The 20,784-nt window shown below is 55.9% G+C and carries 15 protein-coding genes and 1 pseudogene; 1 reads left to right on the top strand and 15 read right to left on the bottom strand.

Translation table 11 applies throughout. From position 1 onward, the window contains the following. Positions 1-22 precede the first annotated feature (22 nt). Positions 23-952, top strand: coding sequence for a 2-hydroxyacid dehydrogenase (locus tag GOB86_RS08275; protein WP_165991873.1), 930 nt, complete (start codon positions 23-25; stop codon positions 950-952). 136 nt (positions 953-1,088) lie between these two features. On the opposite strand, the gene GOB86_RS08270 is transcribed toward GOB86_RS08275, so the two are convergent. The 15 genes and pseudogenes from GOB86_RS08270 to GOB86_RS08200 all read right to left on the bottom strand — a co-directional run bounded on the left by GOB86_RS08270 (position 1,089) and on the right by GOB86_RS08200 (position 20,780). Beyond that, a complete protein-coding gene (locus GOB86_RS08270) occupies positions 1,089-2,372 on the bottom strand; it encodes an NAD(P)/FAD-dependent oxidoreductase (RefSeq protein ID WP_165991872.1) in 1,284 nt (427 codons plus the stop codon). A 21-nt stretch (positions 2,373-2,393) separates the two neighbouring features. After that, entirely contained in the window at positions 2,394-3,722 is a 1,329-nt protein-coding gene (locus GOB86_RS08265) for an MFS transporter (protein WP_165991871.1), read from the bottom strand. Between the two features lie 12 nt (positions 3,723-3,734). Continuing rightward, positions 3,735-4,445, bottom strand: coding sequence for an HAD-IA family hydrolase (locus GOB86_RS08260; RefSeq protein WP_165991870.1), 711 nt, complete (start codon positions 4,443-4,445; stop codon positions 3,735-3,737). 24 nt (positions 4,446-4,469) lie between these two features. Beyond that, positions 4,470-7,010, bottom strand: a complete 2,541-nt coding sequence (locus GOB86_RS08255) for a TonB-dependent receptor (RefSeq protein ID WP_242012561.1) — start codon at positions 7,008-7,010, stop codon at positions 4,470-4,472. 382 nt (positions 7,011-7,392) lie between these two features. Beyond that, positions 7,393-8,082 carry a cupin domain-containing protein gene (locus GOB86_RS08250; protein ID WP_165991869.1) on the bottom strand — a complete coding sequence of 230 codons (690 nt, stop codon included), beginning with the start codon at positions 8,080-8,082 and terminating at the stop codon, positions 7,393-7,395. A gap of 222 nt (positions 8,083-8,304) precedes the next feature. Continuing rightward, a pseudogene (locus GOB86_RS08245) lies at positions 8,305-9,481 on the bottom strand (MFS transporter). Between the two features lie 1,438 nt (positions 9,482-10,919). Then, entirely contained in the window at positions 10,920-12,191 is a 1,272-nt protein-coding gene (locus GOB86_RS08240; protein ID WP_165991868.1) for a tryptophan 7-halogenase, read from the bottom strand. Next, positions 12,188-12,907 carry a 3-oxoacyl-ACP reductase FabG gene (fabG, locus tag GOB86_RS08235; protein WP_165991867.1) on the bottom strand — a complete coding sequence of 240 codons (720 nt, stop codon included), beginning with the start codon at positions 12,905-12,907 and terminating at the stop codon, positions 12,188-12,190. Before fabG ends, GOB86_RS08240 begins: the two co-directional genes overlap by 4 nt. Then, on the bottom strand, positions 12,907-13,359 hold the full coding sequence (locus GOB86_RS08230; protein WP_165991866.1) for a phosphotransferase: 453 nt from the start codon (positions 13,357-13,359) through the stop codon (positions 12,907-12,909). Before GOB86_RS08230 ends, fabG begins: the two co-directional genes overlap by 1 nt. Continuing rightward, positions 13,353-14,039 (bottom strand): beta-ketoacyl synthase chain length factor, encoded by a 687-nt coding sequence (locus GOB86_RS08225; protein ID WP_253544030.1) that lies wholly within the window; start codon positions 14,037-14,039, stop codon positions 13,353-13,355. Before GOB86_RS08225 ends, GOB86_RS08230 begins: the two co-directional genes overlap by 7 nt. A gap of 104 nt (positions 14,040-14,143) precedes the next feature. Further along, positions 14,144-15,334 (bottom strand): beta-ketoacyl-[acyl-carrier-protein] synthase family protein, encoded by a 1,191-nt coding sequence (locus GOB86_RS08220; protein WP_165991865.1) that lies wholly within the window; start codon positions 15,332-15,334, stop codon positions 14,144-14,146. Beyond that, the gene (locus GOB86_RS08215; protein ID WP_253544028.1) at positions 15,331-17,667 is read right to left on the bottom strand and encodes an MMPL family transporter; all 2,337 of its coding nucleotides are present in this window, start codon (positions 17,665-17,667) and stop codon (positions 15,331-15,333) included. Before GOB86_RS08215 ends, GOB86_RS08220 begins: the two co-directional genes overlap by 4 nt. Further along, on the bottom strand, positions 17,664-18,239 hold the full coding sequence (locus GOB86_RS08210) for a LolA-related protein (protein ID WP_165991864.1): 576 nt from the start codon (positions 18,237-18,239) through the stop codon (positions 17,664-17,666). Before GOB86_RS08210 ends, GOB86_RS08215 begins: the two co-directional genes overlap by 4 nt. Further along, entirely contained in the window at positions 18,236-19,138 is a 903-nt protein-coding gene (locus GOB86_RS08205) for an LpxL/LpxP family acyltransferase (protein ID WP_165991863.1), read from the bottom strand. The genes GOB86_RS08210 and GOB86_RS08205 overlap by 4 nt, the downstream gene beginning before the upstream one ends. Next, positions 19,122-20,780: an AMP-binding protein gene (locus GOB86_RS08200; RefSeq protein WP_165991862.1), complete on the bottom strand. Its 1,659-nt coding sequence runs from the start codon at positions 20,778-20,780 to the stop codon at positions 19,122-19,124. The genes GOB86_RS08205 and GOB86_RS08200 overlap by 17 nt, the downstream gene beginning before the upstream one ends. Positions 20,781-20,784: the final 4 nt, after the last annotated feature.

The raw sequence follows: 20,784 nt of genomic DNA, 5'->3' as shown, positions 1-20,784 counted from the left end.
TTATTCTGTAGGAAACTACACTATGTCTTTTCTGCTCAAATCCACCCGTGAACGCGCAGAGGTCTGGAAGCCACTTTTCAACAAGGCGTTGCCTGACCTTGCCTTCCATGTATGGCCAGAAACAGGGGCTCCCGAAGACGTGCGGTTTATGGCCGCATGGGAACCTCCAGCGGACCTGCTGAAGCGCTTTCCCAACCTTGAGGTTCTGTTTTCCGTTGGGGCGGGTGTTGACCAGTTCGATATGAACACAATTCCCGAGCATGTTACCATTATCCGTATGATCGAACCCGGTCTGACGGACGGCATGGTTGACTACGTTCTATGGGCGACCCTGACATTACACCGCGAGATCCCGACATACCTTGTGCAGCAGAAGCAGCATGTCTGGAAAACAAGGCACAACAAAATAGCTGCGCAACGCCGGGTGGGTGTTATGGGGCTGGGCACGCTGGGCTCACCAGTCGTGCAGGCTCTGGCCCATGCGGGGTTTGACTGTAGCGGCTGGTCACGCTCGCGCCACACGCTTGCCAATGTAACCTGCTATGCAGGCTCAGATGAACTGGATGCATTTTTGGCATCATCCGATATTCTGGTCTGCCTGTTGCCCCTTACGGATGCCACACGGGGCATGCTCAATGCCGACCTGTTTGCCAGATTGCCCAAAGGTGCCCAGATTATCAATGTCGCACGTGGTGCGCATCTTGTTACAGCGGACCTGCTGGCAGCACTGGATAGCGGGCAGATTGGCGCGGCCATTCTGGACGTAACGGACCCCGAGCCCCTCCCTGCTGACAGCCCCTTGTGGGACCACCCCAATGTCATGGTGACCCCCCATGTTGCGAGCAATAGCCAGACCGAAACCGCAGGGTGCGTGCTGCTTGATACTGTGCAACGCTACCTCGCGGGAGAGCGGGACTTTCCCTCCAAAGTGGATCGGAGCCAAGGCTACTGAGCCTTATCGGTTTTTCCACAAAAAAGGCAGGGAATATATCCCTGCCTTTTTTGTGTCTGTCCTATAAGCCAACCTGTAAACGCTGGCACGGATCATGCCATTTTTTACAAACTGTTGGAGCACAAGATCAACACGGTTATGGCTCAAGATTCTGCACATAATCCTTGGCCCGGTAGTAAGCGCCGACCACAGGCAGGAAGTGGGAGGCCAAACCATAAAATGGAATTTTGGGCCACGACCGCCCTGCAAGCGGGTTGGTGCCGGGCATGCCACTCATGGCTTCGGCCATACGTTGCCCCATGTAAACAGACATCTGGGTGCCATGTCCGCTATAACCCATGGTGTAGTAAATTCCGTTCCACTGACCCGCACGCGGCAGACGATCAACGGTCATATCCACATCCCCACCCCAGCAATAATCTATTTTAACATCTGGCAAGGCGGGTAGTGTGCGGCGCATGGCAGCAAGCAGCATGTGGCCACTTGCGATATCCGTTGTCGTGCGTGAGCGGGAAAAACTGGCCCGACCGCCAAAAATCAATCTGTTATCTGCTGTGGCCCGAAAATAATTGTGGATATTCTGCATGGTCACAACATTACGCCCACCGGGCAACACCTGCTCAAGACTGGATGCATCCATGGGTTCCGTTGCAACAATAAAGCTCCCCACAGGCATAATGCGCTGACGGAACCAGGATGGGCCATGCCGACTGGTCCCGGTGGCCATAAGCACGTTTTTTGCAAAGATGGGGCCATGGGGGGTGGCAACCTCAAACCCGCCTTTACCTGACTTTATCCCTGTCATGGGTGTATTTTCAAAAATGAACCCACCAGCTTTAAGCACCGACTGGGCCAGCCCTACGCCAAAACGCCCCATATGCATGCGTGCGCTATGGGGATAAATCAGGCCACTATTGAACAGGTCAGACGCCAACTCGCGGCGGATCTGCTGACCATCAATAAACTTTACGTCTGGATCGGCTTCTTTTTGCAACTGTTCATAATCAGCCAGCAAAGCAGCACGATGAGCCTGTAAATTACCAACCTTGAGCTTGCCGCATCGCACAAAATCACATTCAATGGCATTATCGCGCACAAGGGTTTCAACTGCATCAACAGCTTTATTAAAAACCTTGTACAGTGCCGTTGCTTTTTCCGTACCCATATTTTTGCATGCAACGGAAAAGCTGCCGGCAAGGCCATTGTTAACATGGCCACCATTCCTGCCCGAGGCCTCACCCACGACATGTTCGCGCTCAAGCAGAACAACGGAAGCCCCCAACTGGCGCAGCCGCAGGGCGGCGGAAAGGCCACTAAAACCGCCCCCCACCACCACGGCATCCACCTCGCCGGGCATGGCTGCAATGGGGCTGCCTATGAATGATGGTGCTGTTTCCAGCCAATAGGAGGTTAATTTCATAACGCGTTCCTCATAATCGTATCAGGAAAGGGTAATATGGCTGGCTTGGGAGAGACTAAGCCCGGCAGTTTCCGGCGCCCACCGCCATGATATAAGAGCTCCGAGGGCCAGCAGGCCAAAAGCCGCAAACAGAGTAGCCCGAACACCAAAATGGGCCACGCCGACAGGTAGCAAAAAAGTACCTACAGCCGCACCGAGCCTACTGGCAGAAGAGGCAAATCCTACAGCGGTCCCGCGTATTTCTGTTGGGAACAGTTCGTTAGGATACACGAATTGCAGGCCGCTCCCCGCGGCTTCCACCGCAGAATACACAATAAATGCGACCAGAATTGCCCACCCCGCCTGCCCTGGCCAGACAACGATAAACAGCAAGGATAATGCTGCCAGCACGAACGACCAGATAAGGAGTGTTCTACGCCCGATTTTGTTGATTAGCCCGAATGTAACAGGCAAAATCCCCAAAAACGTAAAGCATGTGACAACGCAAGCTGCCAGAATAGGATTGGTCAGGTGCATTTGCGCCAGAATTTGCGCTTGTAGAGTATGGATCGAAAATGCGGGCGCACTTTGCAGTATCCAGAACGCACACACAAACAGCAGTAATCCTCGGTAACGTGGGCTCCACAACAGGCCCATGGCCTGCCGCATCCCCCCAGCGGATGGAGCTGTGGAAGAAGCGTCAAACGCGATATCCATTTTCAGGAATGTTTTGACGATCTGCCGCGCCTCCGCAGCACGCCCGACACTAAGCAGCCAGAGCGGAGATTCCGGCATGCCAGCACGGCACAGGAGCAAAAGCAGGGACGGCACAAAGCTAGAGCCAAGAATAAGCTGCCAGTTATCGGGAAAAAACGAAAGCAGCGCATACCCTATAATAAAGCTGCACACATACCCCAGCCACCAGAAGGTGATCAGCCCGCTCAGTGCCGGTCCACGCCAACGTCTGGGCATGAACTCGGTCACGTAGGCCGTGGCAATAGGGTAATCCGCACCAATGGCAATGCCAATAAGGAAGCGCCAGACCAGCAAACCAGCAAAGCTTGCACAAAAAAACTGGGCGGCGGAAAAGACCGTGAACATAAGAATGTTCACGGTGTAAAGGATCTTGCGCCCGAACCGGTCAGAGGTCACACCACCGGCCAGACCTCCCACAAACACACCGGCCAGCGAAGCCGCCCCCACAAGCCCGGTGGCGTTGGCGCCCAGATGGAAACTGGAAACCAGAAGCGGCAACACAACGCCAATAATACCTAGAATGTAGCCATCACAAAAAGGCCCACCACCAGCAATAAGTGCCAGACGTAAATGAAAGGCCGATGCTGGTACGTCATCAAGGGTCCGGACTTCCATGCCTTTATCCCCTCAGGAGTATAACATCTGCAGGCCGCCCTGATCGGCCAGATCCGCCAGTTCCTTCAAGGTGGAAAAATGATAGTCCGGTTTGGTCAGGCTCTCGACCGCGATTGTACCGCCAAACCCGCCAATGGCTTTGCGCCGTTCAATCCAGCACACGGTGTAGCCCAGCTTACGCGCCACCCCAATATCATGGTACTGGCTTTGGGCTACGTGCAGAATGTCTCCTTGCAGAATTCCATCCCGGCTCAGGCGGCCACGCGCAAACCCGAAAAAAGCAGTATCCGGTTTTTCGCACAGCGCATCATCTGCCGTGATTGAATCATGGAAAGGCAACCCGAGTGTTTTTTCCATACCGGAAAAAGCCCAACGCTGTGTGTTGGTCATGGCCACCAGTTTGCAATACCGGCCCAACCGCTGCATGGCCTCCACACTGTCTTCAAACGCGGGCCAGTCTTTTGCTGCGTAGACAAAGGCATCGGCGTAGGCTTCTTTTTCCGGCAGGCCGAACTGCGCAGCGAGTTCCAGATAAATGGGTTTGAGATCCTGCGGAAAAGGAAGGGTCTGCGCGCGTGCGCGCATCCCCCGATAAGCACTCAAAAATGCCTCCCGCTCAATGGTGACCCCGCACAGATTTTGAAGCGCGTCTATCATTCCGCTTTCAAAATCGATCAGGGTACCAACAACATCAAAGGTCAACGCTTTGGGAAAACGGCCCACGTCAATATCTCCGTTACTTAGTGCTTAAAAACCTGTTGAGAAGGAAAGAACACCGGCAAAACCACCACCAACATAGTACTGTGGTGCACTTCCGGCCACAGTATGGCCATTCACCACCATGCTACGCGCATTGGTTTTGATGCTGCTTGTGCCAGACAAGTATCCGCTATTACCAATATTGAGAAGGTTCAGCTGGATCTGTGAGTGCTTTGCAAGCCACATATTCTTGAACCGATAGCCAATATTGACGTTAAACGTTTCATAACTTGGGATAGATTCATCGTTCATGAACGTCGAATACTGCTTTCCGATATAGTTCATGTTGAACCCACCAAAAATGGACCCATCGTCGTAGTTCAGGCCAATTGCCGCGGTGAATTCAGGTGTATTAACCGCCCGCTTACCTTTGGTCGGCAGATTGACTGTGGTATAGTCGGTTGTACCCGTACTCAGGTTGCTGTCGATCGTGGCGTGTTCATACTGCCCTGAAAAATAAGGGCTGAAGTTATGCCACCGCCGTAGCCCGACTTCCAACTGCACACCACGCATGGTCTGGCCACCTGCATCAATTGATTCAGAAATAGCCTGCGTGCCCTGATAGGTGGTTGTGCTCAACTGCCTGTGTGTAAAGTTGTAGTTGAAAAGAGAAACAGACACATTAGCAAAACCTGTGTGCCTAAAACCAATTTCCTCACCAATAGCAAACTCGGGGTTGATCTTGCTTGCATGCCTGGAGCTCAACTGACCACTGCTGATGCTGTAACGGTCAGCATAGGTCATGATGGAAGCAGGCATACGGAACGACGAGGTGCCGTTAATATAGATCTGGTCATGCGGCGTAATTTTAAAGCTGGCCATGAACTGTGGCAGCGGCTCCGCAGTGCTCTGCCCGGTCGCGTAGGTCACACCCGGCACATTGTTGGTTTCCGAGCGGGTGATCATAACTTCCTTGAACCCGGCCGTAACCGTCAACCTGTCATGAAACGCCTTGTATGTATCGTTGATGAACAGTGCGTTTGTCTGCTGGATAAGGTGGATGTCATACGTACGCAGCACACTGCCATTAGCGGTCAGAATGGGGTTGTTGCCCCACATGCTCGGCACGCCGCCATTCGCAGTGACTGCCTGATAGCTCTGCGGTTCCGACTGATCGAAATAGGAATACCACGCACCACCCGTGAGCGTATTATGCCCACGCGTCCAGGACAGGGCGGCATTAATACCGGAATAGGCCAATTTGTACGTATCGATCGACGCAGCCACAATGGGGTTTGACGTGCCAGCTACCTGGAGCGGGCCTGCCGGGTTGGGACCAAGGTAGCTGTTATTCCGGTCAAGCGTGGTGCCACCATTGTCATACCCCCAGGAGTAGGTGAAGTACGGTGTGACATCCAGCGCCAGTCCGTGATCAAACTTCATGTTGATCGGAGCGCCCAGAATAAACTTCTTCATCCTGTTTTCGGAATACTTGTAGTAGTTTGCGGGGGAAGATCCAAATGGCGTATCGTTGTAGTTAAAGTTGACACCCTGTGCATCCCACTGCGCCTTGGTTGGCGCACGCAGGTAATACTGCTGGGCATCGTTATAGCTCATGACAAAGGCGGCGTGGTTATCCTTGCCCCAGTCTTTTACAAACTTCATGTCCACATGGTAGCGCTGGGTTCCACCCACTCCGCGCCATTCATCCGCAACACGGTGAGAGAAGGAAACAAAACCACGCACACCGGTCTTGCCAATTTCACCCGTATCAACACGGATAAAATGACGTCGCAGACTGAAGGAACCGTAAGATGCGTCAATCAGCCCACCAAAATGGTGTGACGGATCATGCATGGTTTCAGACAGTTCCCCACCAACTGCGTTATACAGCGGGGAGCGCGTATCTGGCGATCCCTGAGTCAGGGTCAGGGACTGGATGTTTTCGTTATCTGCCGCAGCAGAGGTGTAGGGCAGCAAATATACAGGGGCCGCAGCAGGAATACCTTCAAACAGAAAGCCGATTTCCTGCTGGTTAAGGCCACGCACGGTCAGGCCCTGCTGATCATCATTGGTGCCCAGCGGGTCATTGCCTGCATAAACAACCCCAGGAAGACTGGCCACAAGGGCCGCCACGTTGCTTGTGGGGCTTTGTTTGGCAATATAATCGCGCGTAAGACCGCTACGGGATTTGGCAATGGTCTGCGGAGGCATCATACCCCCACCCGGAGTTCTGTTGGTAACCCCATTAGGCAGGGAAACGTGCCCGGTTACCCCGACTTCTTCCGTTTTGGCGGACACAACCGAATCAGTTTTCTGGTTGGTCGCAGCTTTTTGTGTGGAAGTTTTTGCCTGCGCGGCGCTTTTACGCGGCAGCGCCTTGGCGTTGCGTTTGACCGCCTGCGCAGGCTGGTCGGTTTCCGCCCATGCTGTTCCGACACCGGAACAATATAGTCCACCAAAACCAGTAAAAGATGAGACCGAGAGCAGCAGAGCAAGGGAGCGGGACATACCCCCCTGAGCCACATTACGCGGCAGCCGCGCGAACATGCCGTTACGCGCAACAAGAGAAGTTTGAGTGTTTGCCATGCCTATCCTCCGGAACACCCAAATAGGGCGATAAAGCGTGAGACAGCGCCAGTTGTCCGAATGATTATGTGCAGATCAGTACAGCGGAATACTCCGATTTCCTATGCTATACAGTACATCATATCGTTTTTATACCGGAATGAGTAAAATTCTCCCGAAGCCTACCATCCTTTCATAATCACGTAAGCCAGGCGGCATTTTTGCTGCGCGCCTTAATCCCGCAAAACGTCATTGCTCCTTAAAACACAGGATTGGGGCCATCACCCACCAGACATAAAAAAAAGCTGCCATCATGCAGGATGGCAGCTTTGATAACTATTTTTTCAGACCCTGTTACGTTGCCCTCAAAGCAGAGCCGCAAAAGCCAATGGTCATTTCCGCTTTAGGAGGCTGTTGGGCGAAAAATAACATATACCTTTTTTACCACGTCCCGGCTTTCCCACGAACAACTGGCTCCACGGCAGATCAGGAACGCATCTCCGGCTTTAAAGGTCTGCTCTTCTCCCGCCTCATTTACAAAAGACACGCTGCCTTCGAGCAGGTACATGAACTCATCATGCACATAAGGTACTTTTTTCCGGTAATAGGGCGTTGCGGACCAGATTCCACCGTAAAACTGCCCATCGCAGGAACGCCATGCAGGCGCGCTCTGGCACGCTGGGGTTGGCCCGGTCAGATATTCAACCGGGGGCGGTGAGGAGGGAGACATAGCGGCTGTGGGATCAATCCGCACCACTCCCGGTTCGGACATGTGTGGTTCCCTTACACGCATGGCAAACACTCTGGTGCCGGGCGTTGCAGACCAGTCGAACGCCGTGCCTGCAGTCACCTTGCTCCCCTGCCCCACGACCATACTGTGAGCATTGATGGAAAACTGACCATCCAGCACAAATACAAAAACGTCCTCATCCGTCGCATCAACATGCCCGCTCCCCTGCGGGGCAACCAGTTCCAGCCCAACCGCGCCATCGGCTACAGGCAACGCATAGCGCGCAGTCTGGTAATCACCCGGCGCAACGGGGCACGTTGCGGCCAGCGCCTTAAGGTCCAGAGCGCGTTTCATGTCGAGCATCTTTCTCAACTCCTGTTTTGCAGCGGTTCAAATCAAGCAGGCCGAGCAAAGGCCATTCCCACGAGGATAGACGCATCCTTTCCACATGAATGGCGGTTTTGAGCTGAAAAATTGCCTATTGCTCCTTATTGGACAGGCATATCCAATGCATCAGCACTGTTTGAATGCCACCTATCGGCGCCACGAGACCGCAACAAAGAAGGGATTACAAACCCAACCAAATTAGGGAGCAAGCCTGCCTTTGCGGGAGATAAGAACCATAAAGGCCCCCAGCAGGCCCAAACCCAACCCTGCGACCGAGACCATCGGATACCCAAAGCCAAGCGAGAGGACGGTCCCACCCAATGCAGCTCCCAAGGCATTGCCCAGATTAAAGGCCCCGATATTGACTGCGGAGGCCAGTGCTGGTGCATCGTGCGCTGCGGTCATGGTGCGGATCTGCAAGGCGGGCGTAAGAGCAAAACTGGCTGTCCCCCAAACAAACACACCAATCAGCGCCCCGGTGGGAGTTTGTGCAGCAAAGGGAAAAACCAGCATGATCAGCCCCAGTAATGGAAAGACGGTCAACAATGTTCCCACCAGAGAGCGGTCAGCCGCCCGCCCACCAATAATGTTACCAAGACTGAACCCCACACCAATCAGCATCAGTGCTGCGGTCGTCAGGGTTGGGCCTGCTTTGGTAATATGCTCCATCATGGGTACAATATATGTGTAAAGTTCGAACATGGCCCCCGCACCAACAACCGTAACACCTAGCGCCATAAGGGTATTGGGGCGTAAAATGGCTTTCAGTTCTGCCCGCACGTCTGGCCGTGGTCCGGCCTCGGCTAAAGGAAGCGCGCAGATCAATGCAACATCTGCGACGAGCCCAAGTGAGGAAATAGCGGCAAAAGCCGTGCGCCATCCCAGCGTATCGCCCAACCATGTTGCGGCGGGCACGCCAAAAATATTGGCTACCGTCAGCCCCATAAACATGCTGGCCACAGCACTGGCCTGCCGGTTGGGAGCCACAAGACTTGCGGCCTCTACGGCTCCAAGCCCAAAAAACGCACCGTGGGCCAGACTGGTCAGCACTCGTGCCACAAGCAACTGAGTGTATGTGGCACTCATAGCGGATGTCAGATTGCCAACGGCATAGAGCAGCATCAGACCGATCAAGGCATATTTGCGCGGATAACGGGCGAGGAACAGCGTAATAACCGGAGCCCCCCCCCATAACCCCAAATGCATAGGCACTCACCAGCCCGCCAGCTTTGGGAACACTCACATGCACACCATCCGCCAAAACAGGCAAAAGCCCCATGGGGGTGAACTCAGTTACCCCTATGGCAAAAGCCCCACATGACAGAGCAAGCAGAGCCAAAGCCGCCGACTTATGTTCTGGCGTCTGTTCACAGATCGTCTTTTTCACGCAAATTTCCTTACAGGGTCAGCATCAGCGCACATGCTTAAAGCAAAATGGCACAGCATGTGAACAATTTAAGGCTTTCCACCACATACCCACCCTAACACGGCATGGTTTTTATTTGATGACGCCACACCTTGCCTTACCTCACAGAAACAGCCACTTTACGCGGGTTAGTACGTTTCCTTCCATTTGATTTCGAGAATTTGTGTGCCCTCTTACAAAGCATCCTACGCGGTATTGATTGCAGGTTTTTTACTCGCAGGCTGCACTCCACCGAATTTTCATACCCCCGGCCCCCTGCCGCAGGAAAATGCGTATAATGCCCTGTTCCCCCAATGGGCCGAACTGTGCGCTGTTTCCCAAATTTCTAAAAAACCCGGTTATGGCGCGGATATCGCCGGTGGGCCTGGTGGGCACGCTGTTCTGTTTTTGCATGGGGCATGTCTGGACCCCACATCCGCCTACCCCGTGCTTAAAACCTGCCCACAGGGCGAAACCGGCGTGAGCATGAACGCCCATTTTGTCAATGCAAACTGGGTTGGCGTGCCCGGGCGCACATTTTTTTACGATGGCATTCTCAAACCCGGAGCAGGCCTTACGCGCGACACGTATCAGGCAACCAAAAGCGCCGCCCGGCAACACGGGCTTTATAGCGCCATTACTTTCCGCGACTGGGCATTGGCCGACAAACCAGCCAATGCTACAGCCGAGGACTGGAAGTATGAAGTTTCTATCGGCACGGATTATGCCGTAAGCTATGGTCGGGCGCGCTACTGTGCCCGCCTGCCTGTGACTGCGGACCAGATGACGCAGGTTGTAGACTTTCTGAACAGCCGGAACGCCCTGTATCATTATGGCCCCAAGACGTTTGACACCAATGTCATGCAGGATAACTGCAACCACCTGATCCATAATGCACTGGCCGCAACAGACTTCTGGCATGACCTACCCGTCCATCAGTTCATTCTTAAAGCGGCCCTGACCTTCCCTGTTCCCAAAAACGAGGTGGTCAACCTGCTTGACCGGGCCACACGCCACGATCCGGGCGACCTACATGCCCTGTTCCACGACCTGTTAACCCGCCAGACGCTGCTCAAAAACCAATGGCTCCCCGGTGAACCTGGCGTTATTCTGGATTCCAACCCGGTGCGTGACCCAAACGCGGTCTACAATACCAATCTGTCACTCATTTTTTATGATGACCCACTGCTTGGCCATTATAACCGGGCATTCAAGCGCTACCTCGCGCAGCCACGCTACCATGACCTGCATGCCAACCTGGTTTGGTATCAAGCGCTCTATGCGCGCATAGCCAAGGATCGCCAGCCTCTTGTGTGGTGGTTGAAAAAAGAGCCTGCCGACTTTGCTGCCTTTTACAATGCCTATTACGTATGGCTTGGCAAGCAGCAGGCCTTAGTAGACAGGGGGCTCAGTTTGTTGTCTGCTTCTTACTCGCCCATTTCCAGCGCATGGTCTGCAATACCGCACGGAATGCCAGTAGAGGAACCTGCACCCGCAGGCGGCCAACAAAATCCCCTGCCAGAAGCGAAATAATGGCATCCCGCATGCGTAGGACATTGCGGGGGTTCAAAAAAAGTTCGCGCTGAACCGGGTCATTAATCCCGTAAATCAGCCATGCCACACGGCGCATTTCGGCCCTTGTGCATTGTTCCTCATGCCGGGCAACCTTGCGCCCCTCCGCCGGGTTGCGTAGCCATGCCTGCGCCACTCTGGCCCCACGGTAAGCGCTCTTCATAGCCAGCAGCACACCGGATGAAAAAACAGGGTCAAGGAACGCAAAAGCATCCCCGATCATGTAGTAGCCTTCGCCCCAGGTCTTGTCTGCGCAATAGGAATAATTGCCGGTTGTCGTTAATTCCCCCAACTGTTCAGCGGGGGCCAGACGTTCGGCAACACTTGGACTTTCTGCTACTTTTTTCCAGAACAGGTCTGTTTTGGGGCCAGTTTGACCACTAAAGGCATTTTTATCCCCTACAAAGCCAACACTCATGATGTTGTCACGCAAAGGAATCATCCAGAACCACCCATCATCAACCAGATGGATGGAAATATACCCCTCCATATCCGCCTCTCGGCGCACAACATTTCGGAAATGCGCAAAAATGGCGGCAGTGGAGTTGTTTTTATCCGCATGCCGGGTGTGAAAGCGACGAGCCAGAAAGCCATCACGCCCCGAGGCATCCAGCACAAACCGGGGCGTAAAGGTATGGGTCTGCCCTGCCTCATCCTGCGCAACAACATGTGTGGGCTGGCGGGGAGCAAAACGGGCTTCGGTTACACGCAAGCCCTCAAGCGTTTCCACTCCATGCGCCTGAGCGTTACGGAACAGGATTTCGTCAAACTCGGAACGTCTGACCTGATAGGCGTGTGTGTCCCGCGGGCTGATGGCATGGCGGAAAGGAAATGCCAGTCGCCCTTCCCCCCGGTCAGACACAAACTCCGCACCGGGTTTGAACACTCCTATATCGCGCACCTTGTCCAGCACGCCAAGGTCACGGAGCAGCGCCATGTTGCAGGGCAACAGGGATTCACCAATATGGAAACGGGGATGCGGGTCTTTTTCCAGCATAATAACCGACACGCCCTGCCGCGCCAGCAACGTGGCCGCCGTACTGCCCGCCGGACCTCCACCAATAACCAGAACATCACACGCGCGTGGAGAAGTGTCCGAACCGTTCATGCCATACCTCCATTGATCCCGATGGTCTGCCCCGAAATATAGGCAGCCTGAGCTGAAGCCAGAAAACCCACCAGATCAGCCACTTCCTCTGGTTGTCCTGCACGTCGGGCGGGAACAACGGCGGCAATATCTGCCTCACTCAACACCACTTCCGTGGCGGGGGATGCAATAATTCCCGGCGCAACTGCGTTAACCGTAATGCCCCGACTACCGACCTCGCGCGCAAGGGAGCGTACCGCCCCCTCCAGTCCGGCTTTTGCCGCAGCGTAGTTCACCTGCCCTCTGTTACCCATTTGCGCGGTAATGGAGGACAGGGCAATGATCCGCCCCCATCGGGTACGGGTAAGGGGTAGAAGCAACGGCTGCACCACGTTAAAAAAACCATCCAGCGAGACCGAAAGAACGTCCCGCCACTGCGCAACACTCATGCCCGCCATGGTCACGTCATCATGCGTTCCGGCATTATGGACAATAACCTGCGGAACGCCTGCTTCCAGCACTGGAGCGAGAGCCTGCCTTGCTCCCTCAGCACTGGCCAGATCACAGCACCATAGCTCGGCGGAACCACCTCCGGCACGTATACGCTCCACAACGCCTCGCGCCTTGTCTACCGAATGATGAGCATGGACCAGAACATGCAGGTTGTCTGCGGCCAGCCTGTGGCAAATGGCCGCACCTATTGGGCTACTGCCACCTGTAACAAGAGCGCGCTTCATTACAAACTCTCTCCGCTACCAGTGCTGCGGTGGAACATGACCGTGCCACGCCCTTGCAGGAGTGTATCCCCCGGCTGGGACCGAATGGTAAAACCATACACCATGCCCGCACTGTCCATCTGTTCGCGCACCACATCAACCTGCAACAGGCCATAATTTGCGCAATCCAGCCGCTCTGCGCCAGCCAGCAGATCACGCAGGGCAGCCAGATAACCAGCCGTGCGCACCATAGTCTGCCCCGTGAGCGCGCCATGAAGGGCTGCTGCCTGCATGGCCATTTCCGCCCCTACCAGCACGCTCAGCCGCCCTGCGTTGCGCAGGGGGTTATCCGGGCGCAAATGGGCAGTTGTGAGCGCACACAATGCAATATCCGACCAGGATGAACATGTATCCAGCAGGCAACTAGCACCCTGATGGGGAATGCGGGCCAGAATATCTTCACGTTCTAACATGGCAGCACCTCAACCCGAATGGTTCCCGGCTGGCTGGCCAGATGCACAGCACCTGCCTGAACGCTGGCAATCCGTTGGAGCAATGCCAGCCCACCCGCTGCCGGATTGGTGCGTGCAAGTTCCGCCAATTGGGGGGAGGAGACCTCATCATACGTCATGGTTTTGGCCGTATGGGTTATATCCAGTGTGCAGATCGCGTTTTGCCCGGCCTGCGGCAACAGCACAAAGGCGCAGCCAAATGTATTGCGGGTCACGCGGACTTTGCCAATTGGCCCCGGTATGGGCAGGTCATACGCCACAAACAGCACTGGTGCATTTTCCACCACGCATTCTGCCGCAGCCTTGAGCAACCCTTGTGCAAAGGACCAGTCATAACTCCCCAATGCGACAACAGGCGACAGAATAGCATGGCCGATTGTCCAATAACCCGCCGCAGCGTTATGCACCGAATTATGGAACTGGGTCGGTGAGACCTCCCCCCCGGGCGTGGTCAGAGCGGACAGAATACCATCCACCACTGCGCCATCACCATTGGAACTGGCGAACACCCCCCTGACATCCTCCAGCCGAACTTCGGCCTGTGCACAGGCTTCGTCTGCCAGAGCAATGGCCAAGCGTGTCAGCGGGCCGCAACGCCGCCGCTCATTGGCAGGTAGGCAGGCCGCAGGAGGCACCTGCACGGGAGCAGGCTCCCAGCTTTCCTGCCCCCGTAGCACACGCGCGGCATGTGACCACCCCGATAAGCCTGGCCCCCAGACGGAAACCCCTTGCAAGACAACCCGCATCACATGGCCTCAAAAATCAGGCTACAATTGGTACCGCCAAAACCAAAAGCATTACTCATGACCCGCCGGACCGGCTTATTGAGCGTATCTGTTAGTATCTGGCTCTTAAACGTAGGATCAACACGGTCCACATTCAGGCAGCCCGGCACAAATCCCGCACGCATCATCACGATCGCGAACATAGCCTCTATAATACCCGAAGCACCCAGAGTATGGCCCGTCCACCCCTTGGTGGAAGAACATGGAACGGCACTCCCAAACAGAGACTGCACGGCATGATCCTCCATTGCGTCGTTCACGACCGTACCAGTCCCGTGCAGGTTGATATAGTCAATCTGCTCGGCTTCCAGTCCAGCTCGCACCAACGCCTCGCGCATGGCGGCCACGGCACCGCGCGCAAGCGGGTCGGGGGAGGACATATGGTGGCCATCGCTACTCACACCGTACCCTACCCAGCGGGCCATGGGCACGGCGGCGGGGCGTGCACCTTCACGCTCCAGCAGGGCAAAGCCCGCCCCCTCCCCAACGGAAATCCCTGAACGCTCCACGTCACACGGACGGGTTGGGGTGTCACTGATCAGTCCTAAAGAAGCAAAACCCCGTAATGTCATGCGGCACAGGCTATCCGCTCCCCCCACCACCACGGCATCGCACAGCCCGGCCTCCAGCCAATGGCGCGCATCCACAAAGGCGCGGGATGAGGATGCACAGGCGTTGGACACACTCAGTAATGGTCCCTCAAGCCCCAGACGGGCGGCTACAAAGCGAGGGAGCGAGAACATATCCTGCGTGTGAGACTGGTCAAACGTGCTCGGAGGGAAACCCGTGACGGGGTCGCTCGTCCTATAGGCCTCCTCAGCGGAGAGAATGCCTGAAGTGGACGTCCCCAGCACCACAGCAACCCGCTCGGGTCCATAAAACTGCCGGGCGTCGGCCACAGCGTGTAAAAAATCGGGCTGCGCGCAGGCCATATCCGCCAACTGGTTGTTACGGCAGGAAAAACCGGGGTGGACACCCTCCAGCGTATGGTTTTCCACCTGCGGGACACGCCCGACATAACCTGTTGTTATTCCGGCAAAGTCGCACGGCGTTAACCCGGAGCGGCGGGCTTGCAGAGCGTCCTGCGTAGCGGCCAGCCCCTGTCCAATTGCGCTCAGGACTGTTCCGGCGGTAATGGCGAGTGGTTTCATGGTGAGTTTGGTGGTCCAATATGCGGGCGTTGTCCAGCCAGAAGAAAGCCATAGATCATGGCCAGTGCAACACCAAACGCAACAGTTATACCAATTTCGCGCAGGAGCGGAGTATGGCATGCGGCCAGAAGGCCAAAAGTCAGAACAGTCATGGCGTTACAGGTCAGCAATGTACGCATGGTTCTTGCCCGTTCCTCCGCATCCAGTTGTGGCCGCGCAAAAAACAGGGCGTAGTCCAGACTGACCCCGAGCACAAACTGCAACGCAATCAGGTGGATAAGGGTTAAATGCTGGCCCAGCAGGGCGAACACCCCCAATACAGTTATCTGCACGGCCCCCACCGCCCCGATTACGCGCAGAATACGCCCAGCATTGCGCAACCCAAACACCAGCACGGCAAATGCCAACATACACCCAACCGCCATCCAGCGGAGGGTCCGCCCGGTATGGTAGGCGGACAGGCTATCCACCTCCTTGTGCATGTCCATGACCAGAACATCAGGCTGCCCCACAAGCGCCTGTTCCACAGACTGGTGGTCCTGAACCGATTCTGGAAAAACAAGACCAAACCATTGTCCGCCACGTTCAAATAGCAGTGGAGCCACTGCCGCGCCGACCGGTGTGCCCTGCAGGTCCTGCGGCAGTAAGGGGGGCATCTGCCGTGCAGCAGCTACATCGCTCACAAAAGCATCGAACGCCGTAGGGCGGAATGGCAGTTCCTCCCTCGCTTGCGCAATAGCGGCCTGCAACACTGCGGGCGGTGGCAACTGCTCCACCCGCTTATGTTGCATCCTCACTGATGGCAGAAAGCGCGCGGCATCCTGCACACCCGCCAAACGGCCCTGCTGGCGCAATTGCCCCCACAGAGGAACCAAAGCCTCCTCCCGCTCCAGCACGGCCTGCGTCGTCCCGCCGGAAACAGCAATCATGAGCGAGGAATCCGGCACTCCAAGGTCCTTGCGGAGTGCTTCATCCATACGCAGGGTTTTTTCGGGCAATGGGCTCAGGGCTGCCAGGCGCGTATCTATAATTGGGGGAGACCACCATAATGCTATGGCGCAAACCATAACGGGAATGACAAGTAACCCTCTGTAACACCGCCAGCCTTCTGCCAGAGCCAAAGGTGCTGATGGCCCACTAATATAAGGCGCCAGATCCGCCGCCACCACCAGACGCGGCATAACGTGCAGGGTAACAATGGCCGCCACCACCAACCCCACGGCAGCAAACGTGCCAAGCTGGGCCAACCCCGGTAGCCCGCAAAAAACCATACCTGTCAGGCCCAGCTCGGCAGTTGTCACTCCCAGGCGCAAACTATGGCCAATACGGTGCAGTGTGGCCTGCGGACCTTCCCCATGATCACGGTGCCCGATCAGCAGGACCGGGTAGTCTAGTGCTACCCCCAGCATGGTCATGCCAAAGCCGAATGCTATGCCATGCACAAAGCCAAATACCAGCCGGACAACCAGCATGGCGATACTGAGCGAGAGTAAAAACGGCACACCAATCGCCGTCAGCACCCACAGGGACCGAAAGCGCCAGTAAAGTATACTCACAACAAGCACAAAGGAGCACAGCGCCATCATATCCACATCACGGCGCATACCTGCGGCACTGGAGACAGCAAAAACCGACGGACCGCTTATCAGCAGTTTTGCAGTGCCGGGGTGTAAAGCCGTGAACGCAGCGGAAATTGTCTGTTCCACCTGTGCCTGCCGGACAAGATCCATGCCCGGGGCCTTGGTCCGCAGCAATAACAGGGCACGCGTTCGGTCCGGTGCAAACCACACACCATGAAGAAGCCTAACATGCACATCTGGCTCAAGCGCACGCACAGTCTGGACAAATGCGTTTGTAGGGTCCCGCAAAAGCGTATCGGAAAAAACCGGACCAGCAGCGGAAGCCAGCCCGTCCAGAACATTGGCAAATGCCTGTTCCAGCGCCTGCGCGCCCAGATTGCGCACACCATCATCAGAGGCAAGTTGATAACGGTGTTTGAACAGAAGTGCTCGCAGCGCCTCGGCCTGATCGGTTGCAAATACACCATTCAGAACAGATACAAACTGCGGGTCTTTGGCCAGTGCGGCATGCAGGCCTAAGCTCAGGCGCGCCAGTTCCGGCTCAGGCGCACCTTCAAGCCCCAGCATAATAACCGTACCGGCAACGCCTCCCTGCACCTCCCTGAGCAAAAAACGTGTGCCATCGTCATGCCCACGGGGCAAAAAGCCCGCCATGTCCAGCCGCAACGGAATGCTCACGAACACCAGAGCCGCAAACAGGGCCGATACCGCCAGCGTGATAGCCAGAACCCACGGTTTTCTGCGCGGTTTCACGGATCAAGAGTCAGTGTTTGTACATCACCATTGGCCTGCATGATCTTTAGGCTCTCTATGACGTTATTGCGCCCTTTCAGCACGACCAGATGCACCAGTCGCATAGCCTGTGGCGAAACGGGGGTCATGCTAAGCGTCCATGCACCGAGGTTGCCCTGTGCACTCAAGGTATAATCCTGCGTCAGAGTTGCCATGTCTCCTTCCAGCGGGGCACGCATGGTTGTGACCAGCAACGCCAGTGCGGGGCTTTGCGCCAGAGGGACGTGGTGCACACTCCCCGTCCCACGCTGGATGGAGACCATGCCTCCATCAATAACCAGCCTTTCCTGCCGAGGAGCCTGCGTCATTTTCTCCAGATAGGCGGGGCGATGGAATCCCAGCACACCGGACGAAAACAGCGGGTGAGTCAGGGCTGCAATTTCCTTTTCCTCATGGAAAGGCTGGGTTCTCTGCACCACCTGCCCCAGACAGCCAATAATCTGCCTGCTCAGATCAACGTCGTTTTCCGCCGCCCCTGCCTGCCCCATGCCCGCCAGCAGACCTGATATTGCCAAAAGGGAGAAAACTTTCATGGCAGGTCTTTCCAGTAGTCGTAAAAATTGAACCATGAGAACGGGTGCCTGAGACACAGCCCCTCCATCCATTTTGCATAATGTTCGGCGGCCTGTTGCACAAAGGCTCCCCGTTCCTGCCGGGATGAGGGGTATGGCACATCAAAAGAGTCAAAGCTTACGTCATAAACCCCGTCGGCCGCACGGACTGCGTTAACAAGCACGATGGGTGCTCCCGTAGCCAAAGCCAGCCGGAATGGCCCTTCAGGAAGCTGAACCTCCCCCCCCAGCATGGTCACGCATACGCACCGGCCTGTATCGGGCGTTCTGTCGCCCAGCATACCTACAATTTCGCCCCGGCCCAGACTTTCGGCCACACGGAGCATGGTATCCACCTGACCGATAGGAATAATCGTCTGGGCGTATGTGGGGTCCAGTGTTTCCAGCACATCCGTAGCTCCCCCCAGATTGGAACGATACATGAGCATACGCAATGTCATGGCATGCTCGCGCCCCAAAGCCCGGAGAGCCTCGAACGATCCAATATGCGCGCCCAGCAGCAGGCACCCTTTCCCCGCAGCAAGAGCATGCAAAAATCTATCCCGCCCGACCACACGCACAGGTGGCATGTCTTTTGTGTTTTGCAGAAAAAAAATCCGGTCCAGCACAATCTGGGCAAAGGACCGCATGTGCCGCATTATGGAGACGGCTCCATGTGGGGCCTGCAAAACACGACGCAGATACGCGCGTGACGCCCGGCGGGCAGACCCGTTGTGCAGAAAAAAATATAAGGTAATGGGGCCAAGCAGCCACTCAAGCCGCCGCCGCCCGATCTTTCGGGTTAAGAACAGTGCAAGCCGCATGGCAAAACGATTACCACGTTCTGGCACAATCCATCGTTTATCAGTCGTGCCCGGCATGCTCTGGCTTTGCCTTTAGCACAGCCCGCATAACAGGCTGATCATTCACTCTGGCCACCAGACGTACAACGGAGCCAGAGTTCCGGGCGAGAAAGACCACGTTCTGGCCGGGAAGAACAGGATGCAGGAATTTGACCATATCCACGCACAGATCTGCCTGCCCCAGCAGATTCATTCCTGCATCAAGCAACAGCACACCGGGCACAACCGGGTGACCGGGGAAATGACCTGGCAGGCAAGAATGGTCATGTGGCAGCATGAATGCCCCCACCTCTTCCTCCCCCGAAATCTGCCCCGCCATGGTGCGCAAAGCCTGAAGGGTCAGCTTACCCACGGCATTACGGGGCAAAGCAGGCACAAGCCTGACACTGCGTGGCAGAAAAACCGGCTCGATCTGTTCTCGCAAAGCAAGCAGAATACTTTGTGCGGACTGCGTGGAGGATACCGCAAAAACCTGCATCCGCGCAAAAAAATTGGTTGCAGAGGATTCAGGCGGAAGAAAAGCACCATCTTCCACGCCGGGAATAGCATTCAACGTCGCATTCAGCGCGGCCAGAGACGTTCGTTTCCCCCCCAGCTTGACGACATCGTTAACGCGGCCAAGCAGTAGAAACTTCCCGTCATCGCGGGTTTGAATAAAATCAGCCAATACGTAGCTGAGCACGCCCGGTGCTGAAATTTCAACACCCTCGGCGGTCATGTTCAGCACAACCCCCTTGTACCATTGCCATTCAGGCCCACCAACCGTCCGCCGGATAGCCATGGAGCCGGTTTCTGTCGAACCATAAATTTCGGTCACTTCCGTTGCCAAGGCCACTTCTGCTTCCGCCGCCAGATCGGTCACCAGCGGTGCGGAGGCCGAGACCACACGCCGGATAGGCGGCAATGCCAGCCCCGACCGCAGCAGGGCCCGCAATTGCAAGGGAGTTGTGACCAGAATACGCGGCGCAAAAGCCCGGTTCAGGCTGGCCTGCCAGTCTGCTGGATAGCCACAACCTGCAGCCACCACCGCCACCCGCGTGTTCAGGCACTGGAGAACCAGAGCCTCAAACCCATACATGTGGTATGGAGGCACGGTACCGACCAGACAGGCCGGAGCGTCCTCCGGGTCCAGCAGAACGCGGGCAGTCACACTACGCGTAACCAGCCCTCCCCAATACTTACGATGCCCAACCGGTTGCCCCGTGCTGCCAGAAGTAAACACAAGTGCGACCAATGCGTCCGGCCTGATCACGGGGTTGGCGCACGCACCAACGGGAACGGCAGCAGGCAAGGCTGCCAGAGTATCCGGCACCATCAACCCGCCTAGAGGCAGGAGTTCGCTCTCAGCATCACCTTCAACACTCACGCACAGCGCATTATGTTCCCGGGCAAGATCGACCAGCCGTGTCGGATTCCGCTCGCTACTGAGCAGAACATACTGCCCCCGCAGCAATGTTGCGGCAAAGAGCAGGGTAAAATGGCTTATGCTGGAACACACAGGCACTACAGGCTGATCAGGCAACAGAGCAGCAATCTGATGCGCCGCGCGTAAAAACGCCCATCCGCTGATAACGGTATGATCAGTTAAAAAAAGCGGCCGGTCGGGAGCATAAACAAGAGAAAGATCTGGCCATTGCTGGTCAAACATACTGCCTGACATACAT

Source organism: Acetobacter lambici (genome assembly GCF_011516885.1).
GTDB classification, from domain to species: Bacteria; Pseudomonadota; Alphaproteobacteria; order Acetobacterales; family Acetobacteraceae; genus Acetobacter; species Acetobacter lambici.
Note: the sequence above shows the minus strand (reverse complement) of the source record. Positions and strands in the feature narration are given on the sequence as shown.

Coding starts and splice junctions, on each gene's coding strand:
- GOB86_RS08275 (WP_165991873.1), top strand. CDS start 23: ATGTCTTTTCTGCTCAAATCCACCCGTGAACGCGCAGAGGTCTGGAAG.
- GOB86_RS08220 (WP_165991865.1), bottom strand. CDS start 15,334: ATGAAACCACTCGCCATTACCGCCGGAACAGTCCTGAGCGCAATTGGA.
- GOB86_RS08200 (WP_165991862.1), bottom strand. CDS start 20,780: ATGTCAGGCAGTATGTTTGACCAGCAATGGCCAGATCTTTCTCTTGTT.
- fabG (WP_165991867.1), bottom strand. CDS start 12,907: ATGAAGCGCGCTCTTGTTACAGGTGGCAGTAGCCCAATAGGTGCGGCC.
- GOB86_RS08210 (WP_165991864.1), bottom strand. CDS start 18,239: ATGAAAGTTTTCTCCCTTTTGGCAATATCAGGTCTGCTGGCGGGCATG.
- GOB86_RS08270 (WP_165991872.1), bottom strand. CDS start 2,372: ATGAAATTAACCTCCTATTGGCTGGAAACAGCACCATCATTCATAGGC.
- GOB86_RS08240 (WP_165991868.1), bottom strand. CDS start 12,191: ATGAACGGTTCGGACACTTCTCCACGCGCGTGTGATGTTCTGGTTATT.
- GOB86_RS08230 (WP_165991866.1), bottom strand. CDS start 13,359: ATGTTAGAACGTGAAGATATTCTGGCCCGCATTCCCCATCAGGGTGCT.
- GOB86_RS08255 (WP_242012561.1), bottom strand. CDS start 7,010: ATGGCAAACACTCAAACTTCTCTTGTTGCGCGTAACGGCATGTTCGCG.
- GOB86_RS08205 (WP_165991863.1), bottom strand. CDS start 19,138: ATGCCGGGCACGACTGATAAACGATGGATTGTGCCAGAACGTGGTAAT.
- GOB86_RS08250 (WP_165991869.1), bottom strand. CDS start 8,082: ATGCTCGACATGAAACGCGCTCTGGACCTTAAGGCGCTGGCCGCAACG.
- GOB86_RS08265 (WP_165991871.1), bottom strand. CDS start 3,722: ATGGAAGTCCGGACCCTTGATGACGTACCAGCATCGGCCTTTCATTTA.